Genomic DNA, 20,479 nt, shown 5'->3' with positions numbered 1-20,479 from the left:
AATTTTAAAATTTATGCTAATTCAGTCTTTTCTGTTTCTTAAAGTTCTACAGGAAGTGCTCCTTGAGCTTTTATTTCTCCAGACAGAACTTTAATTACACTATCAACTGAAAGCTTAGTATATTCATAAGCACATATATAAGTGGATACATTGTTAAACATATTTATATCATATGGATTTCTAAGGGCTGTAACAATTACATTGCTATTCACCTTAAATATTTCATTTACTAATTCCGCCTGTCCTTTATTTAGCGATGCATTATAAGTACCTATAATAATTAACTCTTTATCTTTAGCCTTTTCTTTCAAGCAATTTATTTCTTCCATTCTCGGATTTAAGCTGATAGTATACGCCTCTCCTCCTAAGTTTTCTTTTACAGCTTCTGAAAAAGAAGCCTTCTTCTTTATGTCATCATCTGCTCCTGTTAAAATTACTGCTTCTGTAGATATAATCATTATATTTTTATATTTAACAGGCAGTAGATTTCTTTCATCCTTTACGGCTGTGATACTTTTTTCACTTATTGCTTTTGCAAAACTTAGATGCTCTTTACAGCCAACTAAAGTCTCAACTTTGTCCATATCCGAATAAGGTCTATTAAATAGATTGTACTTTTCTTTAACTGCTAGAATTCTATGAACAGACTCATCAATTCTGCTTTCTGGTATTTCTCCCATTAATACAACCTCTTTTATTGCATTTAAACTTCCAAGCTGCAAGTCAAGATGATGCGAAACGCAAATCAAGTCAGCTCCGGCTTTAACTGCCATAACAGCTGCATTAACAGTACCATAGTACTCAGCTATAGCGTTCATCTCCATGCAGTCTGTTACTATTAATCCCTTAAAGCCTAACCTATTTCTCAATAAACCAGTTAAGACTCTATAAGAAAGTGTTCCTGGAAGCTTTTCGCTTTCTATTGATGGGAATAAAACATGAGCTGACATAATTGCTTCCACATTATTTTCAATAGCTTTTTTAAACGGATAAAGCTCTATCTTTTCTAATCTTTCCATTGTGTGAGGAACTAACGGAAGTGCCAAGTGTGAATCAACCGCTGTATCACCGTGTCCTGGAAAATGCTTTGCTGTTGCAATAACCCCCATGCTTTGAAGTCCTTTTATCATATTTACTCCAAATTCAGCTACCTTTTCAGGATTATCACCATAGGATCTAACACCTATAACAGGATTTTTAGAATTATTATTTACATCTAAAACAGGAGCAATATCAAAGTTTACTCCAAGAGCTCTCAGCTCTTCTCCGATAATTTTACCTTCCTCTAAAACAGCCTTGCTTTCTCCGGCTGCACCAAAAGCCATATTGCCCGGAAGAACTGCAGCACCTTCATATACTCTTGTTACCATACCTCCTTCCTGATCAATTGTAATGAACGCAGGTATTCCTGTACTTTCAAGCATACTCTTTTGTATTTTATCGTTAAGCTCTGCTAAAGCTTTTTTACTGCCTACATTTCGAGTAAAAAGTATTATATTTCCTATTTTATTTTTTATAATCTCATCTAAATGCTCATCATATTCTTTTGATGGAAACCCAGCTATTATCATTTGTCCAATTTTTTCTTCAAGCGTCATATTTTTAATATCCACTAAAACCCCACCTTAAAATTAATATAAATGATATTTTTCTTTAATCTTTTTAAAGTCTTCACTTTCTCTTTCCCATTTTTCTATAAAAATATTAGCTTCAAATTTCCTATTTCTTACCTCATCAGTACCTGTAAGAAGATCTATGAAGTAATTTGCACCTTCTTTAAAGGGAGGAAGCCACTCAAATTTATCTTTGTTCATATCCATTACTTCATATAAAAGATTTATTCCTAACTTTACAGGTTTAACCTTTCTTTTATCCTTCACATGAATCTGTACTCCCTTACATAATTCACCTTTATGCTTAGAAAAAGCAGGTTCAAAATAAACAGGTCTAAACTGTACACCCTCCAAGCTTTTTTTATTCATTTTTTCAGCAAGCTTATACGCATCAAGCCAAGGAGCTCCTATAAATTCAAAAGGTTTTGTGGTCCCTCTTCCTTCAGAAATATTTGTACCTTCAAAAAGACAGGTTCCGTTGTATAATACTGCTGTATTTACAGAGGGAATATTAGGACTAGGGTTAATCCAAAGCAAGTCTGTATCATCAAAGTAAGCCTCTCTGCACCAGCCTTCAAGCTTCACAACTTTTAAGTCACAATTTATATTGAATTCTTTATTTAAAAGCTGCGCCAGCTCCCCTATAGTCAGTCCAAATCTTTGAGGTATAGGATACATGCCTATGAAGGATTTAAAATTCACATCTAGTATATTTCCTTCAACAGACTCTCCTCCAATTACGTTAGGCCTGTCTAATACTACTACGGTTTTATTGTTTTCTGCACAGCTTTCCATGCAATAGGACATTGTGTAAAGAAAGGTATAGTATCTTGAACCTACATCCTGCAAATCTATAACAAGCACATCAATATTCTCAAGTATTTCAGGTGAAGGCTTCTTATTCTTCCCATAAAGGCTGTATACAATAATACCAGTAGCTTCGTCTACATATGTATCGACGGCTGCTCCAGCTTGAAGATTTCCTCTTATTCCGTGCTCAGGGGAATAAAGTGCGGTTAGATTAAATTTTTCGTTTAGTATATCTATAGTAGATCTTAGGTTTCTATCAACACCCATAGGACTACTTACAAGGCCAAGCCTCTTTCCCTCAAAAAGATAACTATTTTTTCCAATACAGTCGATACCATTTTTAACTAACAATCTTTCCATATTGCCTCCTTTACTACTCCACTGCAGCCATCACAGTATTATGGAATACTCTTCTGAATCTTATGATATTAGTATTATCTCTGGTTGGGTGAACTCTGTTGGTCAGCAAAATCATATATATATCATTAGGTATGTCCACCCATATTGATGTACCTGTAAAACCTGTGTGTCCAAAAGCCTCAGGCGAAATTATATCTCCTCCGGATGATAAGTCCCGTCCTTTTACTGTCCATCCCCAGGCTCTATTTTCCTCAAGATCTTCAGTATAGTTTTTTGTCATAGCTTTAAAAGCTGCCTTTGAAATAATCTGTTTTCCTTTATAATTTCCTTCATTTATAAGCATAGCTGCAAATTTAGTCATGTCCTCTATATTTGAAAATAATCCTGCATGTCCTGAAATGCCATTAAAGAATCTTCCGTTTTCATCATGACATATCCCTATTAGTGGTTTACCCGTTTCAATATCAATTTCTGTTGCCGCCACATTGCTTGTCTTAGGATTAAAACAAGTATTTTGCATTTCCATAGGATCAAAAACATATTTTTTGCATAAATTATTCAAGCTGTCTCCACCTATTTTTTCTAAAATATATTTAAGAAGTATAAAGCTGTAATCACTATATATAACTTTTGTCCCTGGTTTATATACAAGCTTCGCACTGCTTATATACTTAATGGCATCTTCAAAGTCTGAGCAGAGCTTATAAAGTTTTTCAAAAGCAGGAAGTCCCGCTGTATGAGTTAACAGGTTGAAAATAGTTATATCCTTCTTTTCCTCACACTTGAAGCCTTCTATGTAATCACTTACCTTATCAAATACAGAAATCAAACCTTTATCTAAAAACACCATGAATAAAGTATTAGCAGCTACAACTTTAGTTAGGGATGCCATATCAAATAAACTATTCTTTTCTAATGGAAGCTTTTCAGGAATTAAGCATCTGTTTCCATAATACTCTATTTTACATATTCCCTTTTTATTTCCTACAGCTGCAGCAGCACAAGGAAAAAATCCCTTTGCTACTCCTTCTTCAATAAGGCTAAAGGCATAGTTTAATTTTTCTTTGTTAATTGCCATGAAAGCATCACCTAAAATCCTTCCCTAACTTGCTTAACTGAAAGTGGATCTACAGCAAAGGCTTGTGCTCTTTCCTTTCTTGCTTCACAGCCTCTTACCTTGCTTAAGGCATCATAATATTCATAATACTTAAAAGAAGTACTGTTAGTAACAAACCATATCTTCTTTAAAGCTTCCATCCATAAATCATATCCTCTTGAAATATCTATATAAGTATATGGCTTAAAATCATATGGATCTTCCCAGTTTTCAGCAAAGTAAGGACCTGCAGCAAAATGTGCCGGATTTTCTCTCTCAAAGCCTCTTATTCCGGCATAAAACTGAGCATCCTTAACAATTCTGCTTGTTATACCGTGATCCTTATGCATGCTGTTTTTCCAGTGAGTTATAAGTATATCAGGCCTGTATTCTCTGATTAAATCAGCAACTTTAAACCTTGGCTCGTCAGTATCCGGAAGCTCTCCATCCTTATAATCAAGAACTATAGACTTTCCACCCAGCATTTCTGCAAACTCTCTAGCTTCTCTGATTTTCTGCTCAGCATATTGTTCAACAGTTAAATGAGGAGGATTTCCTTTTTCCCCTGGAGTCATATTAACTATTGTAATTTTGTCTCCCATAGCTGCATGCTGTGCCAAAACTCCTCCGGTTGTAAGCTCCATATCGCCAATGTGTGCTCCTATTGCCATTATGTGTATTTGTTTTCTTTCCATTACCTACACTTCCTTTCGCATTACTGCCCAAGTCTTAACAACATTAAAACCTGCCGCTTCATACATTCTTCTTGCATTATTATCTATTCCTGTAAACAAAGACATAAAACCTGCTCCTTCGTTTTTGAAGCTTTCACATAACTTAAAAAACAAAAGCTTTCCTATCCCAAGGCCTTGATGCTTTGAATCTACTCCTATACCTGAGAACTTCCCCCTACCGCTCTCTTGAATCTCAACCGGACCTGTAAAACCACAAATATATCCATTATCAGACGCTACTATAACAGGAAACGGATTATTTAGAGCTAAGTTATCCTTTATTTCCTTTCTCCAAAGTTCATTTTTTAAATTATCAAATAAATCATCAAAACCGTGATGCTTATCCTCATCATAATATTCTATGCTTATACCTTTATCTTTTAGTTCTTCCATCTTTCTTATCGACTTTTCATCAAGATCAAATTCAGTCAAATCAAGATACATAGATACTTCGTTGGTCCTTACAATATATCCATGCCTTTTAAAAAACTCAAATCCAGATCCGTCAACATCAGCCCCCGGTGCGTTAGGATGATCATGTCTATTTTCTGAACCAGGTATATACCATTCAAGATTTATTGGATTAAAAAATATAATTTGAATCATCTTTTTCCCATTCTTTATAAGAAAATCTTCAACAGCTTTTAAAAGGCGGCTCCCACATCCTCTATTTCTATACTCTTTATCAACTAGGACAAAGGTTAAATAGCCTGGAGTATTTTCAAAGGTTTCCCCCGGGAGAAACTCTTTTTTAAATAGTCCATTGGCAAAGCCTACTATTTTCTCATCTTCAATTGCAATAAAGGTTCCTTCATAGCTAAAATGAGTATTATTAATAAACTTTTCTTTAAAACTTTGCTTTGTAAAAGGCTTGTACGGTATCTCAGTGCTGCAGCTTTTATTCCAAAGCTTAACTACTTCACTTGTATAGGAATCATTAAATTTTACAATCTCCATAATATAAGCCATCCTTTCTTCTAGTATTAAATTATCAAATATATATTTAAATATATAATACAACTCTATGATAATGTTTTCAATAATTTATTTCATAATTCTTAAAAATTTCTGAAAATTATTTTCGTTTAAAATAAAAAAACCGCAGAAGTTATAGCATTAAACTTCTGCGGCTATTTTTATAAATTATTCTTCAAAGAGTCTGCTTACAGGCATATCTTCATAAATTCTTCTTATAGCATCTGCAAATACTGGAGCAACTGAAAGCATGTTAAACTTAGAAAGCTTTCTATCTTCTGGAAGATCTATTGTATTTAACATAACAAGCTCTTTTATTGCTGAAGCTTCAATTCTTTCGATAGCAGGTCCTGATAAAACTGAGTGAGTGCAGCAAGCGTAAACTTCCTTAGCACCCATATCTCTTAGTGCATTAGCTCCGTTGCATATTGTTCCTGCAGTATCTATAACGTCATCAATTAATATAACTGTCTTATCTTTAATATCTCCAATGACATTCATTATTTCAGATACATTAGCTTTAGGTCTTCTCTTGTCTATTATAGCAATTGGGGCATGCAGCTTATCTGCAAATTTTCTAGCCCTTGTTACACTTCCAAGGTCTGGTGATACAACAACTACATCTTCTCTTTCTCCAAAGCCCTTTTCAACAAAGTACCTAGCTAATATTGGAACACCTAGAAGATGATCAACTGGTATATTGAAATAACCTTGAATTTGTGCGGCATGTAAGTCCATAGTTAAAACTCTGTCAGCTCCTGCAGCAGTTACTATGTCTGCAACAAGCTTTGCTGTAATTGGATCTCTTGCCTTAGCTTTTCTGTCCTGTCTTGCATAGCCGTAGTATGGAATAACTGCAGTTATTCTTCCTGCTGATGCTCTTTTAAAGGCATCGATCATAATTAATAGCTCCATAAGATTATCATTTACCGGAGCATTTGTTGATTGGACAACAAACACATCAGCACCCCTTACAGTCTCGTTAATATCAACAGAAATTTCTCCGTCGCTGAACTTTCCAACATTGGAAGCTCCAACAGGTGCCCCTAAAATGTCTGCAATTTCTCTTGCAAGCTTTGGATGTGAATTTCCTGTAAAAATCTTAATGCCCTTGCCATGAGTTATCATAAGTTTCCCTCCATTAAAAACATTTATTATTTTTTAAGTCCTTTTTTCTCTACCCAGCCTTCTATATTAACCTGTCTGGCTCTTGCTACAGCCAAAGCTCCATTTGGAACCTCTGAAGTTATAGTAGAACCGGCAGCAGTATAAGCGTTATCTTTTACTTCTACAGGTGACACTAAATTTGTATTGCAGCCTATAAACACATTGTCACCTATAACAGTCTTATGTTTTTTCTTTCCATCATAGTTAACAACAACAGTTCCGCAGCCAAAATTGCAGCCACTGCCAACCTCAGCATCTCCGATATAAGTAAGATGAGATACCTTCGTATTATCGCCTATTGTAGATTTTTTAATCTCAACAAAATCACCTATTCTTGCGTGTTTACCAATAATACTCTCTGGTCTTATATAAGCAAATGGTCCAACTGTTGTTCCTTCTCCAACGTGGCTTTCAACTATTACTGAGCTTTGAATATCTACATTAGCTTCAATAATACTGTCTGCAATTCTTGAATTCGGATAAAGCATGCAGTTTTCCATTATAACTGTCTTTCCTTCTAGCACGTTTCCAGGATATATTATTGTATCTCTTCCTATTTCAACATCGCTTCCTATATATGTGCTGTTAGGATCAATAATTGTAACACCATTTTCCATATGCTTTCTATTTGTTCTGTTTCTAAGAATCCTTTCAGTTTCAGCAAGCTCGATTCTTGAATTAACACCTATTGTTTCTTCAAAGTCAGTAATCATCGCTCCAACCTTAAAGCCTTCACTCTTTAAAATTCCTATAACATCTGTTAAATAATATTCACCTTGAGCATTATTATTTTTAAGCTTATCTAAGCTATTTAATAATGCTTCTATGTCAAAGCAGTACATACCTGCATTAATTTCTTTTACTTTAGCTTCTTCTGGATTACAATCTTTAGCTTCAACTATTTTTTCAACTTCACCTTGAGTGTTTCTTATAACTCTTCCATAGTGTGCAGGTTCTTCAATAACAGAAGTTAATATTGTAGCCTTAAAGCTTCCTTCTTCATGAAAGCTTAAAAACTTCTTAACGGTTTCTTCTTTAATTAAGGGAGCATCGCCTGTAAAAATTGCTACTGTACCATTTTTGCCATTTAAAAAAGACTTTGCAGACATAACTGCATGGCCAGTTCCAAGTTGAACCTCTTGAAGTGAATAGCTTACATTTCTAGTCTTAGTGCCTTCCTTAACCTTTTCAGCACCCTTGCCAACTATAACATTAACATCTTCCATTCCAGCCTTTCTCATTATGTCAATAACATGGTTAACCATTTCCTTACCGCAAACCTTGTGAAGCACCTTTGGAGTTTCTGATTTCATTCTTTTACCTTCACCAGCAGCTAATATGGCAGCACATTTATACATAAAAAAACCTCCGTTTTTTTAATGAAGAATGAGGAAATGAAAAATGAAGAATGAAAGGATAAAATTCCTTCGGAATTCTTAAATTTAGTTTTTAAAATTTGTTTTTCCGCAGGAAAAACTTCATTAATTCTTCATTCTTAATTCTTAATTCTTCATTTGTTTTTTTAATTATGTATCATAAATTACTATTTATTCATAATAAATTGCTATATTCAAATCAAATGTTCGTAAAATCGCCTCTTATATTATATTTTATGTAGCATTAATTTGCAACCTTGTCATATAATTTGTCGAAAAATAAAAAGGAGTCTTTAACTCCTTTTTACTTACTGTTCTTCCGAAACAGTAGTTTCATCATTCTTAACTTTTTCATACTCTGCTAGGATGGATTCTTGAATTTTTTCTCTAGTTTGAGTATTAATTGGGTGAGCTATGTCTTTAAACTCTCCATCTGGAGTTTTTCTGCTTGGCATAGCTATAAAAAGACCATTTTGTCCCTCGATAACCTTTATGTCATGCACAACGAACTCATTGTCAAAAGTTACTGATACAATAGCCTTCATTTTGCCGTCAGCGGCAACCTTTCTAACTCTAACGTCTGTAATTTGCATACAAAAACCACCTCCACGATGCTTATAACTATATATTCTTCATTATTTTTAATTTTCCTTCTTATTTTTCAAAATATTTATTATTTTTTTGAAAATTTAACTATTTGAAACATTTCGAGGGGAAAATTACAGCTGTTTCATTTTCATCCAAACCACTAAACTCTATTAGAGATACCCTGTCTTCAACCAACTTCTTAGACGCCTCAACGTCTTCAATTAATACGCCAATGCCTACAAGATTGCTGTCGAACTCCTTAAGCAGATTAATTATGCCTAAAGCAGTGCCTCCAGCCTTCATAAAGTCATCAATGAATATGCAATTGCTGCCGCTTTTTAGAGCTTTTCTTGACAGAGACATTGTCTGTATTCTCTTATTAGATCCTGTTACATAATTTATACTAACAGTAGTTCCTTCAGTTACCTTATTATCTCTTCTGACTATTACAAGCTGAACTCCAAGCATCCTTGCAACCTCATAAGCAAGTGGAATACCCTTTGTTTCTACAGTAACAACACAATCTACAGTTTTATCTACAAAAGCAGAAGCTAATATTAATCCTGCTTTTCTTATTATTTCTGGATTGTACATTATATCAGTCATATATATGAAGTTCCCTGGAATTATTCTGTCTTTTTCTCTCAGAATAGTGCAAAGCTCATCAATAAGCTTATCTTTATCTTTTTTTGACATTCCACAAACGTATTTAACACCACCGGCAGCTCCAGCTACTGTTTCAACTCTTCCCATATTCTGCCTCACAAGTGTCTCTTTGATAACCAAGATGTCCTCACTAATTGTAGATTTTGCAGCATTGAACTCTTCAGTAAAGGTACTTAAGTTTATAACTTTATTGGGATTTTCTATAAGCGTTTTAGTTATAGCTGCTATTCTTGTATTTCTACTAAACTTCTCCATTTTTACCACCCTACACAAAATAATACGAACTTTCCATATAGTATTTTAACTTATTATTCATATTGTATTCCATTTCTAGGATATTAGCAACAGTTAATAATTTTACGAACTAAAGGTTTTGGTGATAGAATACCGAGAGCAGGTGTAGAAAATACTATTTTAACTTGATTGAGTACTTTGCTCATGTTCTTGGCAAAGTGATGCTGAAAAGCTTAGAGCCTCTCATCTGAACAAACTAAAAGTATCTTAAGTTTACTAAAGATGTTTTAAAGCCTTCGGTCATTTTAGTTCACAATCTACTTATAGTTTGAACAAATAAATATTGCCCCTTGGGTGTTGCATTTCGATAATTTTGTATATAATGATATAATAGAGTGGATTTAATTAAGGAGTTGATATTTTGTCATTCGATTTTTTAAAGGATAAACATAAAAAGATACACTTTATAGGAATAGGCGGAATTAGTATGAGCGGTCTTGCAGAAATCCTGCTTGAAAATGGATTTAAAGTTTCCGGCTCAGATATGAAAGCTTCAACTATAATAGAAAAGTTAATAAAACAAGGCGCAGAAGTTTTTATAGGCCATGATGCAAATAATATTAACGATGTGGATTTAGTAGTTTATACAGCCGCGGTTTCTGAAGATAATCCAGAGCTCTTAAAAGCAAAGGAATTAAACATACCAACTATGGATAGAGCAGAATTCTTAGGCCAGATAATGAAAGGTCACAAATATAATGTAGCTATTTCAGGAACACATGGTAAAACTACAACAACTTCCATGGTATCTCACATTTTTTTAGATGCTGATTTAGACCCTACAATACTTGTAGGAGGAGAACTTGATGCAATAAACGGAAATGTAAAAACAGGCAAAAGTGAATATTTCATTACTGAAGCTTGCGAATATAAGGCATCATTTTTAAAGTTTTTCCCATATATAGGTGTTATATTAAACATAGAAGCAGATCATTTAGACTTTTATAGAAATATAGAACATATACAAGAAACCTTTACTGAGTTTGTAAGTCTAATACCGCAGGATGGTTACTTAGTAGCTTATGCAGAAGATGACAGACTAAAGGCAGTAATAGAACATGCTGACTGCAATGTATTAACCTATGGTTTAAATTCAGGAGAAATAACAGCAAAGAACATAAGTTACAACGATAAAGCCTGTGCTTCTTTTGATGTTTATAGAAATGCAGAAAAATTATTTACAGCTAATTTAAATGTTCCCGGAAAGCATAATGTACTTAATTCACTAGCAAGTATTTGTGTAGCTTTAAGTCTTAAGGTTGACTATAACTACATAATAGATGGATTAGCTAGTTTCTTTGGAACTCACAGAAGATTTGAATTAAAAGGGGTTAAAAATGGAGTTACAGTTATAGATGATTATGCGCATCATCCAACAGAAATAAAAGCCTTTCTTGAGGCAGCTAAAAATTATCCCCACAGAAAAATTTTCTGCGTATTTCAGCCCCATACTTATACAAGAACACTAACTTTATTTGACGATTTTGCACATTCATTCTTTAATGCTGATGAAATAATATTGGCTGATATTTATGCTGCCAGGGAGAAGTTTACCAAGGTTGTAAGTTCTGATATGCTTGGAGATAAGATTAGAGAACAAGGCTTAAACTGCAAAAATTTTCACAGCTTCGAAGAAATAGTAGATTATCTTAAAGATAACCTTGAGGAAGGAGATTTACTTCTAACTGTAGGTGCTGGAGATGTAAATAGAGTTGGAGAAATTTATCTTAACGCTTAAAAAGAAGGAGAAAAACTCCTTCTTTTAATTTTTTATAATTTATACATAAAAAACTTTGTCGCATCTTTATCCTTTAATTTCTTTTTTACATTTCTTATATGATACACATTATCATTATAATCATGTGCTTGATTATCAACTATATATGCCGAATCCATACTTCCACTTTTGGTCCAAGCCATAAAAATGTAAACGTGAGACGGCCACCCTGTGGAATCATTTGTTGTAAAACATAAATCTCCAGGTTTAAGCTCAGAAAGATTATAATTTACCTTCCAACCATTTGCTTTAAGATAGCCTATAAACTGCCTTGTATTAGATATACTCTTTGGCATCTTGATTCCCACTCTTCTTAAAGATTCACTTGCAAAATAAACACAAGTGTTATGCTTATTACCGTTATTTAACTTTCTTGCAGAAGCATTAACAGAATTTTGATTTGCTTTGTTAGACATATATTTATAAAGAGAATTTTGAACGCTTGATTGTTTTCTTAAATTTACCGGACTTGCTGCAGCATTAGTATTCTTATTCATCTTTACTACTAAAATAGTGTCTTGAACTTTATCTTCTGCTGATTTATCTTCTTTAATTTCATCCTCGCCGATATTGTAAGCAGAGACGTCTTCTTCAGCAATATTCAAAGCAGTTGGCTGTGTCTTAAAAGGCTCTGTTGAAGCCTCATCTTTATCTATCTTTTTAACACATGCAGGAGCAGAAACTAAAAGCATTAACAAAAGTAATGCACACAATATTTTCTTTTTAAGCATAACTCGCATCCAATCTATAATTAATATTAGATATAACTTCCAGATACTTATAAAGTTATTATATAAGACTTGGATTTGTTTGGCAATAAATGTATTCATGTATTTTTTTATTGTTGCTTATATAAAATACAAAAACAATTTACTATATAATTTCACTCCTTGTTATATTGACTTCTTATTAAAAAGCGCATTATACAAGTAAATATTTAAATATATTTATATTTTTATATTTAAATAGCTCCATATTAAAATATTTTTATATTATTTTAATTTTTGATATATTGAATTGTCATTAAAAATTATCAAAAAAAGTTTTAATATGATAAAATATATTTATTATTTTTTAGACTTCAAGGAGGTTAAAGTCCTAAATGGACTTTAACGAGTAATTTTCGAGCGGAGCGAGAGTATTAAATTACTCAGTGTTTCCGACTTCAAGGAGGTAACGACTTTATTATGTTAAATACAATACTTTTTGATCTTGATGGTACTCTTCTTCCAATGGATATGGACGCCTTTGAAAAACTTTATTTTGGTGCTATGTCAGCATATCTAGGAGACTTAATATCTCCTAAAGACTTAGTAAATAACATATGGGCATCCACAAAGACCATGGTTTCAAATCTGGAATACAGAACTAACGAAGAAGTATTCATGGAGGATTTTAACAGTAGAATTACCGGAAATATAGATATTTACAAGGAGCGCTTTGATAAATTTTACGATACAGAATTTTTTAAAGCTAAAGAAGCTGTTCAGCCAAATGAATTTATGAGAAAAAGCGTAGATTTACTAAAAGCAAAAGGCTACGAGTTAATTATAGCCACTAATCCTCTTTTCCCTCTAAAGGCCATACATCACAGAATAGAATGGGCAGGTTTTAAGCCTTCAGAATTCAAATATATTACCCACTATGAAAAAAATCATTATTGTAAGCCTCAAGTAAAATACTATGAGGAAATTTTAAGTGAAATCAAAAGAAAACCTGAAGAATGTATGATGGTTGGAAATGATGTACAGGAGGATTTAATAGCTTCAGAGCTTGGAATAAAAACCTTCTTAATTAAAGATTGTCTTCTTCACAGAACTAATGAAGAGATTATATCCGACTATGATGGAAATTACGAGGACTTCTATAATTTTGTTGAAACTCTACCTTCGATTAAATAAAAACAAAGCCCAACAACCAAATAAACTTGGATGCTGGGTTTTTAACTATAAAATATTATTTATGTATTTCTCGAAGAGTTTCCTCTGCCATATATTTTTCAAGCATTCTGCTGCTTCGTCCAGCTGCAACCATTAACGAAAATATAATAACTATCATAGGAATGACTACAAACAATCCTACAGTAAGAATAATCATCCAAGTCTTTGCATCAAACCACATATTTATCACCTCACCCTTAACCAAATTTTACCAATTGATTGATAAGATGTAAATAATTTATTTCTATGCCTATTCGACAGTACCATTTTTCTTTTAATCGAAAAAAGGATAGTTCTATCTATCCTTGTCTTATTTCTTTATCTGCAGCTATATCTTTGTAAACAACTTCCTGAGTTCTAAAGTAATTTCCATTACATATTTGAACTCTAGATATATACTTCAAAAAACCTGAATATCCAAGCTCTTCTATTAGAGCTTTTGTTCCTCTGTCTATCAAATCTTTTTCATTATTATTTAGTTCCACCATATTTCCACCCCATCTATTCAAAAATTTCCTTATAAAATTCTCTAATTATACTATGTAACAGCTATATGTTTTGTTACACTATTTTAGTATGGACAATCTTTGAATAAACTAAACAAGTTCATAAAAAATGGCTGCTCTTAAAACACCTAAACTTAGCGTATTTTAAGAGCAGCCATTTTTATTTATACAAAAACTTATACCGCAGCCAGTTCTCTATCTCTATTGCAGCTTTTTAAATCCTTATTAACCTTATTAATAATTTTTCTTATGCTGTCTTCAGATAGATTATAAGAACTCATTAATTCGCTTACTGTATAGCCTTCCTTATAAAATTTATATATTTCATTGTTTCTTTTTCTTATATTTTCCCTAGTGCCGTTATTTTCTCCCCAAGCTTTCCTTGTGGTTTCTTCTCTAGGTATATATATTAATTCACCTTGAATATATTTTTGAAGCTCTACTAAAAGCTCCGCCGGTAATATTTCTTTCCCATTTTTATACTGCATCCATTTGCCCTCCCAGAAACTCTAAATTCTACTTGTTCACCTTCATTAAAAACTTTAATAATCATTTCTACATCTCCTTTCGATTTGTTAAATAATATAAAAATCCCGTGGAAGATAATCATCCACGGGACCTATAAAAGGGCAATAAAAAAACAGGTTCTTTCTCCTGCTATTTTCATACACCCCTATTATATTTATGAAAACTCAGATGATAATTAATGTTTTGCGAATAATTGCACTAACAAAACGTCTAATGATGCTGTTGTTCCTCGCCGATATTTAGTTATTGAATTAATACCTCTACTCTTAGATTCATTATTTAATACTCCTTTCATCTGATTTTCTCTTCTAAATAATTTACCACTAACTATATAATACAAAAACATGTTATTCATGTCAACCATTCTCTTCCACCTCTTTCAAAATTCTCTATAAAGAGGAGGTTTTTTATAACCTCCTCACATTCTTTAGGCTTTAAGCCACCTCTTAAATATGATCAAAATTATCAACCCCTTTACTACCAAACTAACCGGTCAAGTAAATTATCCCATATTTATCCTATAACTTACAAGGTAAAGAATAACTATAATCAATTTTTCCTGATGTACTCCCAACAAGATACTTGAACTATGAAAAAGAAGACTAATAAATAATACTACTATAGCTTTGTAAATGGCTTTAATAATTTACTTGCTATTTTAAAGAAATCAATTTCAGTATCATCGCTAAACATTTTACTTATAAGCTTATCATTTATACCTCCAATAAGGAAATCCAACTGGTTGTTGCTTAACTTTTCTAATCTTCTCCTAAAAACCAAAGAATTTTCATAAGTCTCACGCAGAGGAACAACAAGCTCCTCATAATCTCCCTTGCTGCATATATCAAATGCAGCATATATCCCGGTTAAAACAGAAACAAATTGTCCAAGTCCAAAACCAGGAGAAATAGCCCCAAAACAATTTCCGATAAAATAAGTATTATCGAGCTTAGCTTTATGACAAATACCAATAATATATCTTTCCACTTCGAATTTATCAATAATATTAAGCTTTTGCTCCGTGTCTTTTTGAGCACGCTTATAGAACTTATCCCATAAGTCATCAATCTTATATTTCTTAGTATCCTCGTAAACTGGATACCCTATTGAAATATTGGCTTCCCTTTCATTAAGTGGTATTAGGTAGGAATAACCTTTAGGTGAAAACTCATTATTATACCAGGATGAAATATGACTTAATCCAAAATTTCCTTCTACTGTAGCACCTCGTAAATTAACAGTTAAATCAGTTTTAAAATTATTCAGTTTTGAAGCATAAGCTGAGTCGCCAGTTGCCAATACTACATGAGTAAATTCTTTTGTTAAATCCTCATAATCATAATTTGAATTAAATATAATCTCAGACTTTACTTGATTAAAGAGCTGATTTTCAAAAGAATCCTTATGCCTGCCCCTATAATTTGTATAACCTAGATTTCCGCTTAGATTACTTTCAAAATTAGGTGAATAAATTGTTATCTCCTTTACTTCGCTGATAGGTTTTAGGTTTATATTGTATTTATCTTTAAAGAAATCCAAACAATTATTAATAGGTCTATTTGTTATATTAAATATTGCTTCGCCATTAATAAATCTATCACCGCATAAATTTCTTTTTTCAAAAATCACAGGCTCTATTCCATTTTGCTCTAGTATAATTGCACAGCATAATCCAGAAAGTCCTGCACCCATTATTGCTACCTTCAAAACTTATCACCTTCACATATAGTTTGTATTTATAGTCTTATGCCAGATATATAAATTTATTCAAAAGCCGCTATATGGACAAGTTCATTAGATAAAATAATAGTCTTTATAAATAAATAGAGAGCAGGAGTATACTTTTATCTCCTGCTCTCTATTTATTTGATTTTGTACTAAAGTACTTTATCTTCAGTTTCTTTTCTAAGCTTAGAAATAAATTCATAAAGTACAGAACTTACTTCTTCACCATTTTTATTATTCTTAACAGTAATTTTTCCTTCCTGCTGCTCTTTTTCACCTACTATAATCATATAAGGAACCCTTTCATTTCTTGCTTCTCTAATTTTAAAGCCGATTTTTTCTGCTCTGTCGTCAAATTCTACTCTTATATTTTTATCTTTTAAGGCTTTAACTACACTTTCAGCATAGCTATTATACTTTTCCGATATAGAAAGAACCTTAACTTGAACTGGAGACAGCCAAACCGGGAATTTTCCTGCAAAGTGCTCTATCAAAATTCCTATAAAGCGTTCTATGCTTCCAAATATAACTCTGTGAATTACTATTGGTTTATGCTTTTCACCATCTCTTCCAATGTAGCTTAAATCAAAGCGCTGCGGAAGCTGAAAGTCCAATTGAATTGTTCCGCATTGCCAAGTTCTCCCTAAGCTATCCTCTAAGTGAAAATCAATTTTAGGTCCATAGAAAGCTCCATCACCTGGGTTTATCTTAAAAGGCATATTCATTTCTTGAAGTGCTCCCTCTAGAGAAGCTTCTGCCATTCTCCAATCCTCATCACTTCCCATAGAATTTTCAGGTCTAGTTGAAAGCTCTACCTTATACTTAAAGCCAAATCTTCCATAAACCTCATCTATAAGTTTAACTACTCCCTTTATTTCATCCTTTATCTGTTCTGGAAGCATGAATATATGAGCATCATCCTGAGTAAAAGCTCTAACTCTCATAAGTCCGTGAAGTGCACCTGATAATTCATGTCTATGGACTCTTCCAAGCTCTCCTGCTCTAATAGGCAAATCTCTGTATGAGTGAGTCTCAGATTTATAAACAAGCATTCCTCCTGGACAGTTCATAGGCTTTATTGCGAATTCTTCTTCATCAATATTTACAGTATACATATTCTCTTTATAGTGGTCCCAATGTCCTGAAGTTTCCCAAAGCTGTCTGTTTAATATTATAGGAGTTTCAATTTCCACATAACCAGCTTTTCTATGAAGCTCTCTCCAGTAATCTATCAAAATATTTTTTAAGACTACACCTTTAGGAAGGAAAAATGGGAATCCAGGGCCTTCTTCCATAAGTGCAAACAATTTAAGTTCCTTGCCCAGCTTTCTATGATCTCTTTTTTTAGCTTCTTCAAGCATATTTAAATATTCCTCAAGTTCACTCTTCTTAGCAAAAGCAGTTCCATATACCCTTTGAAGCATCTTATTCTTTTCACTGCCTCTCCAGTAAGCCCCTGCAACAGAAGTCAGCTTAATGGCCTTGACTTGAGAAGTATATAAAACATGAGGTCCTGCGCAAAGGTCTATAAATTCTCCTTGTCTGAAGAAAGAAAGCTCTTCATCCTCAGGCAAATCATTTATAAGCTCAACCTTATAGTTTTCACCCTTTTCCTCCATAAGCTTTAGTGCTTCTTCTCTTGAAAGTACAGATCTTTCGAGTTTTAGGTTCTCCTTAACTATCCTTTGCATTTCCTCTTCAATACTGCTTAACATTTCTAAAGTTATTGGTTTATCTATATCAAAATCATAATAAAATCCATTATCTATTGCAGGTCCTATTGTAAGCTTAACCTCTGGATAAAGCCTTTTAACAGCCTGAGCAAGTATATGTGCAGCTGTGTGTCTTAAAGCCCTTCTTCCTTCTTCTTCATTAACTTCAATAATACTTCCATCTTTAACGATAATTTTCATAATTAATATCCTCCTTTTCAATTAAAATTTCTTTTCAAAAAAACAAAACTCGCCCCAAAAATGGGACGAGAGAATCGCGGTTCCACCCAAATTACAGATAATACAAATAAGCATTACTATAAATTCTAGTAAAACCTTAATAAATAAAAAAACTCCTCCTAAGAATAGGACGAGTATTTCGCGGTTCCACCTAATTTACAGTAATAGATAAAAATATCACTGTCACTTTGAAAGCTGTAACGCAGCAAGCGGAGATACCTACTATAGTTTCAGTACTCAACTCAGAGGTGGTTTTTCAATTATCACTTATCTAGGAAACCTTTCAGCCGATGAGTCTCCCTCTCTTTTGACAGCCCTTAATTTACTTTTCCTCTTCACAGTCTTTATTTATTGTTATTATATGCCCACTGCATCACAATGTCAACAATTTTCTGAAATTTTTATATTACATATTAAAATTCTCTATAAATTCAATTTCAACTCCATTTGGATCCTTAATATATAAAAACTTGATTCCACTTGGCAGCTGAACTGGTCCCGAAACTACTTCGAAGCCTTTTTCATTCACAAGCTTAAGAGTTTCATTCACACTTTCCACAGGAAAACCTATGGATAATAATGATTTATAGCCAGCATCCTCACTAACATCCATATGACTATTTTCAATAAGTTCAATCTTGTTTCCTTTTTCGTCAGTCAAAAATACTATTTTTACTCCTGGCTGAGGACTAAAGCTTGTTGCTTCTTTAAGCCCTAAAAAGTCTATATAAAACTTTAAGGACTCCTCCATGTTTTTAACTTTAATTGTTACAAACCCATAGTTCATTATTATTCCTTCTTTCATTTACTTTAATAATTTTATATCATGGATTTTCACAGGAGCATAACCTTCATCCTTTAAACATTTTATCATTTTATGAAGCATAGAACTACTTGAATACTCGTAATCAGGATAATCATCATTATTTTTTACAAGTGTTATACTTTCAAATTCTTTTGTTGGGTGATAGAAAAATGCTCCAATTGAATCCTTACCCTTATCTTTTATCCTCTTTATCATATCATCTACATCATTGTCGTGAACATATCCTAAAGGTGCAGGAACATACACAGTTCTATTATTCCTTTTACTTAATACTGGTTTAGTATTAAATACACCCTTTTGAGGCTCAAACATATAATTAAAATATTTTTCAAATATTGCCTGCTGCATTTCAGTGGATTTATAATGCGGACTTTCAAAGAACTCATAAGGAATATTCAATTCTTTTGCCGTATTTATTGCTGCTTTAACTCTGATTTCAGTTTCCTGCAAAGAAGCATAATCACCAAATTCAGCATTTGCTATGCTTTGTTCTTCTCCGTATTGATGAGTATAGCCATGTAACCCAATAATAGCACCTTTTTTAATCATATAATCCAAGGTATAAACAAAATCTGCATTAGCCATGGAATCAACCTTTAAAAGATCATTATCAATTCCTTCCTTAGGATTTTTATACCTCGGTATCCAAGCAACATGAAAAGGCGCTCTTTGTGAATACATAAAGTCTGCTATAATTCTCATTTTCTGAAGACTGTCGCTGTTCATATAAACTTCTCCTGCAGCAACATCTTCAAATCTTATTAAAGCCGGCCTCTTTTGCCTTTGTCTTTTAGATTCTCTAGAGAGCGTATTTCTATCCTCATAAAATTTAATTTCTTTAGTCTCATAGTTCCATTTTGCTCTTAAATTAAATATTTCTGCAATGTCTATAAGAGCTATATAAAAATTATTATTAACTTTTAGCGGAGAATTTCTCAAATCGTTTTCCCTTGATATTTTATAAGTATCATTTTTGCAGTCTATAACTATCTCTTTTTTATCGTCTTTTTTAAAGTTTCTATCTATTTTATAAAAATGTATTTCATCGTTATAAGTTTCAACCTGCATATTAAAATTTCTAGCGATGTCTTCTGCTGAAATGTAGTATCTATTATTTACACATAAAATTTTATTTTGTATTTCAGCTTTCTTATTTTCTAAAAAAATATCTATACTTGAAACTATACTATCTTGCTTTACTTGAAAACCTAACTTTAAGAAGTTTCCATTATAAGTTTCTTTATTATCATTAAATGCAGCAACAGCAATATTATTTTCCCATTTACTAGCTTCAATTTCATTTTTAATTTTTATTGAAACGAATATAAGCATTGAAAAAGCTAAGGCTACTATTGCAGTTTTAATAAGTAATCTTCCCATATTTATCTTGCTTATCCCCCTACTCTTTTATTTAATAATATATGATGAAAGGGTATATGAGCAATACAAATTTTACAGAAATATGAATAACTAAATATGTAATTATTCATATGTAAAGTATTGTATAAGAAATTTAGTCCAAAATATTATTTTCAGCATATTATAA

General features: G+C 32.6%; 20 protein-coding genes and 1 other annotated feature. Of the genes, 2 read left to right on the top strand and 18 right to left on the bottom strand.

Going from position 1 to position 20,479, the window contains the following annotated elements; translation table 11 throughout:
- Nucleotides 1-38: 38 nt before the first annotated feature.
- The 9 genes from nagZ to purR all read right to left on the bottom strand — a co-directional run bounded on the left by nagZ (nt 39) and on the right by purR (nt 9,640).
- Nucleotides 39-1,613, bottom strand: coding sequence for a beta-N-acetylhexosaminidase (nagZ, locus tag JK636_RS14105; RefSeq protein ID WP_338025783.1), 1,575 nt, complete (start codon nt 1,611-1,613; stop codon nt 39-41).
- Between the two features lie 18 nt (nt 1,614-1,631).
- On the bottom strand, nt 1,632-2,783 hold the full coding sequence (locus tag JK636_RS14100) for an exo-beta-N-acetylmuramidase NamZ family protein (RefSeq protein WP_202749657.1): 1,152 nt from the start codon (nt 2,781-2,783) through the stop codon (nt 1,632-1,634).
- A 13-nt stretch (nt 2,784-2,796) separates the two neighbouring features.
- The gene (locus JK636_RS14095; protein WP_202749656.1) at nt 2,797-3,861 is read right to left on the bottom strand and encodes a serine hydrolase domain-containing protein; all 1,065 of its coding nucleotides are present in this window, start codon (nt 3,859-3,861) and stop codon (nt 2,797-2,799) included.
- An 11-nt stretch (nt 3,862-3,872) separates the two neighbouring features.
- Entirely contained in the window at nt 3,873-4,574 is a 702-nt protein-coding gene (locus tag JK636_RS14090; protein ID WP_202749655.1) for a PIG-L deacetylase family protein, read from the bottom strand.
- 3 nt (nt 4,575-4,577) lie between these two features.
- Entirely contained in the window at nt 4,578-5,570 is a 993-nt protein-coding gene (locus tag JK636_RS14085) for a GNAT family N-acetyltransferase (protein ID WP_202749654.1), read from the bottom strand.
- Between the two features lie 186 nt (nt 5,571-5,756).
- A complete protein-coding gene (locus tag JK636_RS14080) occupies nt 5,757-6,716 on the bottom strand; it encodes a ribose-phosphate diphosphokinase (protein ID WP_202749653.1) in 960 nt (319 codons plus the stop codon).
- A 26-nt stretch (nt 6,717-6,742) separates the two neighbouring features.
- Nucleotides 6,743-8,113, bottom strand: coding sequence for a bifunctional UDP-N-acetylglucosamine diphosphorylase/glucosamine-1-phosphate N-acetyltransferase GlmU (glmU, locus tag JK636_RS14075; protein WP_202749652.1), 1,371 nt, complete (start codon nt 8,111-8,113; stop codon nt 6,743-6,745).
- 326 nt (nt 8,114-8,439) lie between these two features.
- Nucleotides 8,440-8,724, bottom strand: a complete 285-nt coding sequence (spoVG, locus tag JK636_RS14070; RefSeq protein ID WP_021654947.1) for a septation regulator SpoVG — start codon at nt 8,722-8,724, stop codon at nt 8,440-8,442.
- Between the two features lie 100 nt (nt 8,725-8,824).
- Nucleotides 8,825-9,640 carry a pur operon repressor gene (gene purR / locus JK636_RS14065; protein ID WP_202749651.1) on the bottom strand — a complete coding sequence of 272 codons (816 nt, stop codon included), beginning with the start codon at nt 9,638-9,640 and terminating at the stop codon, nt 8,825-8,827.
- A 400-nt stretch (nt 9,641-10,040) separates the two neighbouring features.
- Here purR and murC point away from each other — a divergent pair, with 400 nt between their 5' ends.
- Nucleotides 10,041-11,417 carry a UDP-N-acetylmuramate--L-alanine ligase gene (gene murC, locus JK636_RS14060; protein ID WP_202749650.1) on the top strand — a complete coding sequence of 459 codons (1,377 nt, stop codon included), beginning with the start codon at nt 10,041-10,043 and terminating at the stop codon, nt 11,415-11,417.
- Between the two features lie 32 nt (nt 11,418-11,449).
- Here murC and JK636_RS14055 read toward each other — a convergent pair whose 3' ends face one another.
- A complete protein-coding gene (locus JK636_RS14055) occupies nt 11,450-12,187 on the bottom strand; it encodes a hypothetical protein (RefSeq protein ID WP_202749649.1) in 738 nt (245 codons plus the stop codon).
- Nucleotides 12,188-12,643: 456 nt separating this feature from the next.
- On the opposite strand from JK636_RS14055, the gene JK636_RS14050 reads away from it, so the two are divergent.
- Nucleotides 12,644-13,357 (top strand): HAD family hydrolase, encoded by a 714-nt coding sequence (locus JK636_RS14050; RefSeq protein WP_202749648.1) that lies wholly within the window; start codon nt 12,644-12,646, stop codon nt 13,355-13,357.
- A 55-nt stretch (nt 13,358-13,412) separates the two neighbouring features.
- Here JK636_RS14050 and JK636_RS14045 read toward each other — a convergent pair whose 3' ends face one another.
- From JK636_RS14045 to JK636_RS14010, 8 genes are all read right to left on the bottom strand, one after another.
- Complete coding sequence (locus JK636_RS14045; RefSeq protein WP_202749647.1) at nt 13,413-13,577, bottom strand: hypothetical protein; 165 nt, start codon at nt 13,575-13,577, stop codon at nt 13,413-13,415.
- A 118-nt stretch (nt 13,578-13,695) separates the two neighbouring features.
- Complete coding sequence (locus tag JK636_RS14040; protein WP_202749646.1) at nt 13,696-13,884, bottom strand: hypothetical protein; 189 nt, start codon at nt 13,882-13,884, stop codon at nt 13,696-13,698.
- 194 nt (nt 13,885-14,078) lie between these two features.
- Nucleotides 14,079-14,390, bottom strand: coding sequence for a CD3324 family protein (locus JK636_RS14035; RefSeq protein ID WP_202749645.1), 312 nt, complete (start codon nt 14,388-14,390; stop codon nt 14,079-14,081).
- A 215-nt stretch (nt 14,391-14,605) separates the two neighbouring features.
- Nucleotides 14,606-14,794, bottom strand: coding sequence for a hypothetical protein (locus tag JK636_RS14030; RefSeq protein WP_202749644.1), 189 nt, complete (start codon nt 14,792-14,794; stop codon nt 14,606-14,608).
- A 254-nt stretch (nt 14,795-15,048) separates the two neighbouring features.
- A complete protein-coding gene (locus tag JK636_RS14025) occupies nt 15,049-16,137 on the bottom strand; it encodes an NAD(P)/FAD-dependent oxidoreductase (RefSeq protein ID WP_202749643.1) in 1,089 nt (362 codons plus the stop codon).
- A gap of 170 nt (nt 16,138-16,307) precedes the next feature.
- Nucleotides 16,308-18,068: a threonine--tRNA ligase gene (thrS, locus tag JK636_RS14020; protein ID WP_202749642.1), complete on the bottom strand. Its 1,761-nt coding sequence runs from the start codon at nt 18,066-18,068 to the stop codon at nt 16,308-16,310.
- A 162-nt stretch (nt 18,069-18,230) separates the two neighbouring features.
- Nucleotides 18,231-18,455, bottom strand: a binding site (T-box leader).
- 58 nt (nt 18,456-18,513) lie between these two features.
- Complete coding sequence (locus JK636_RS14015; protein WP_202749641.1) at nt 18,514-18,894, bottom strand: VOC family protein; 381 nt, start codon at nt 18,892-18,894, stop codon at nt 18,514-18,516.
- An 18-nt stretch (nt 18,895-18,912) separates the two neighbouring features.
- Entirely contained in the window at nt 18,913-20,313 is a 1,401-nt protein-coding gene (locus JK636_RS14010; protein ID WP_202749640.1) for a DUF2334 domain-containing protein, read from the bottom strand.
- Nucleotides 20,314-20,479: the final 166 nt, after the last annotated feature.

Origin of the sequence: Clostridium rhizosphaerae (genome assembly GCF_016765585.1) — a bacterium.
Lineage (GTDB): Bacteria > Bacillota > Clostridia > Clostridiales > Clostridiaceae > Clostridium_AT > Clostridium_AT rhizosphaerae.
This window is presented reverse-complemented; position numbering and strand designations above follow the sequence as displayed.

Excerpts from the sequence above, each read along its gene's own strand:
- JK636_RS14100 (WP_202749657.1), bottom strand. The coding sequence starts at position 2,783 with ATGGAAAGATTGTTAGTTAAAAATGGTATCGACTGTATTGGAAAAAAT.
- JK636_RS14095 (WP_202749656.1), bottom strand. The coding sequence starts at position 3,861 with ATGGCAATTAACAAAGAAAAATTAAACTATGCCTTTAGCCTTATTGAA.
- JK636_RS14090 (WP_202749655.1), bottom strand. The coding sequence starts at position 4,574 with ATGGAAAGAAAACAAATACACATAATGGCAATAGGAGCACACATTGGC.
- JK636_RS14085 (WP_202749654.1), bottom strand. The coding sequence starts at position 5,570 with ATGGAGATTGTAAAATTTAATGATTCCTATACAAGTGAAGTAGTTAAG.
- JK636_RS14080 (WP_202749653.1), bottom strand. The coding sequence starts at position 6,716 with ATGATAACTCATGGCAAGGGCATTAAGATTTTTACAGGAAATTCACAT.
- glmU (WP_202749652.1), bottom strand. The coding sequence starts at position 8,113 with ATGTATAAATGTGCTGCCATATTAGCTGCTGGTGAAGGTAAAAGAATG.
- spoVG (WP_021654947.1), bottom strand. The coding sequence starts at position 8,724 with ATGCAAATTACAGACGTTAGAGTTAGAAAGGTTGCCGCTGACGGCAAA.
- purR (WP_202749651.1), bottom strand. The coding sequence starts at position 9,640 with ATGGAGAAGTTTAGTAGAAATACAAGAATAGCAGCTATAACTAAAACG.
- JK636_RS14055 (WP_202749649.1), bottom strand. The coding sequence starts at position 12,187 with ATGCTTAAAAAGAAAATATTGTGTGCATTACTTTTGTTAATGCTTTTA.
- JK636_RS14050 (WP_202749648.1), top strand. The coding sequence starts at position 12,644 with ATGTTAAATACAATACTTTTTGATCTTGATGGTACTCTTCTTCCAATG.
- JK636_RS14045 (WP_202749647.1), bottom strand. The coding sequence starts at position 13,577 with ATGTGGTTTGATGCAAAGACTTGGATGATTATTCTTACTGTAGGATTG.
- JK636_RS14040 (WP_202749646.1), bottom strand. The coding sequence starts at position 13,884 with ATGGTGGAACTAAATAATAATGAAAAAGATTTGATAGACAGAGGAACA.
- JK636_RS14035 (WP_202749645.1), bottom strand. The coding sequence starts at position 14,390 with ATGCAGTATAAAAATGGGAAAGAAATATTACCGGCGGAGCTTTTAGTA.
- JK636_RS14030 (WP_202749644.1), bottom strand. The coding sequence starts at position 14,794 with ATGGTTGACATGAATAACATGTTTTTGTATTATATAGTTAGTGGTAAA.
- thrS (WP_202749642.1), bottom strand. The coding sequence starts at position 18,068 with ATGAAAATTATCGTTAAAGATGGAAGTATTATTGAAGTTAATGAAGAA.
- JK636_RS14015 (WP_202749641.1), bottom strand. The coding sequence starts at position 18,894 with ATGAACTATGGGTTTGTAACAATTAAAGTTAAAAACATGGAGGAGTCC.
- JK636_RS14010 (WP_202749640.1), bottom strand. The coding sequence starts at position 20,313 with ATGGGAAGATTACTTATTAAAACTGCAATAGTAGCCTTAGCTTTTTCA.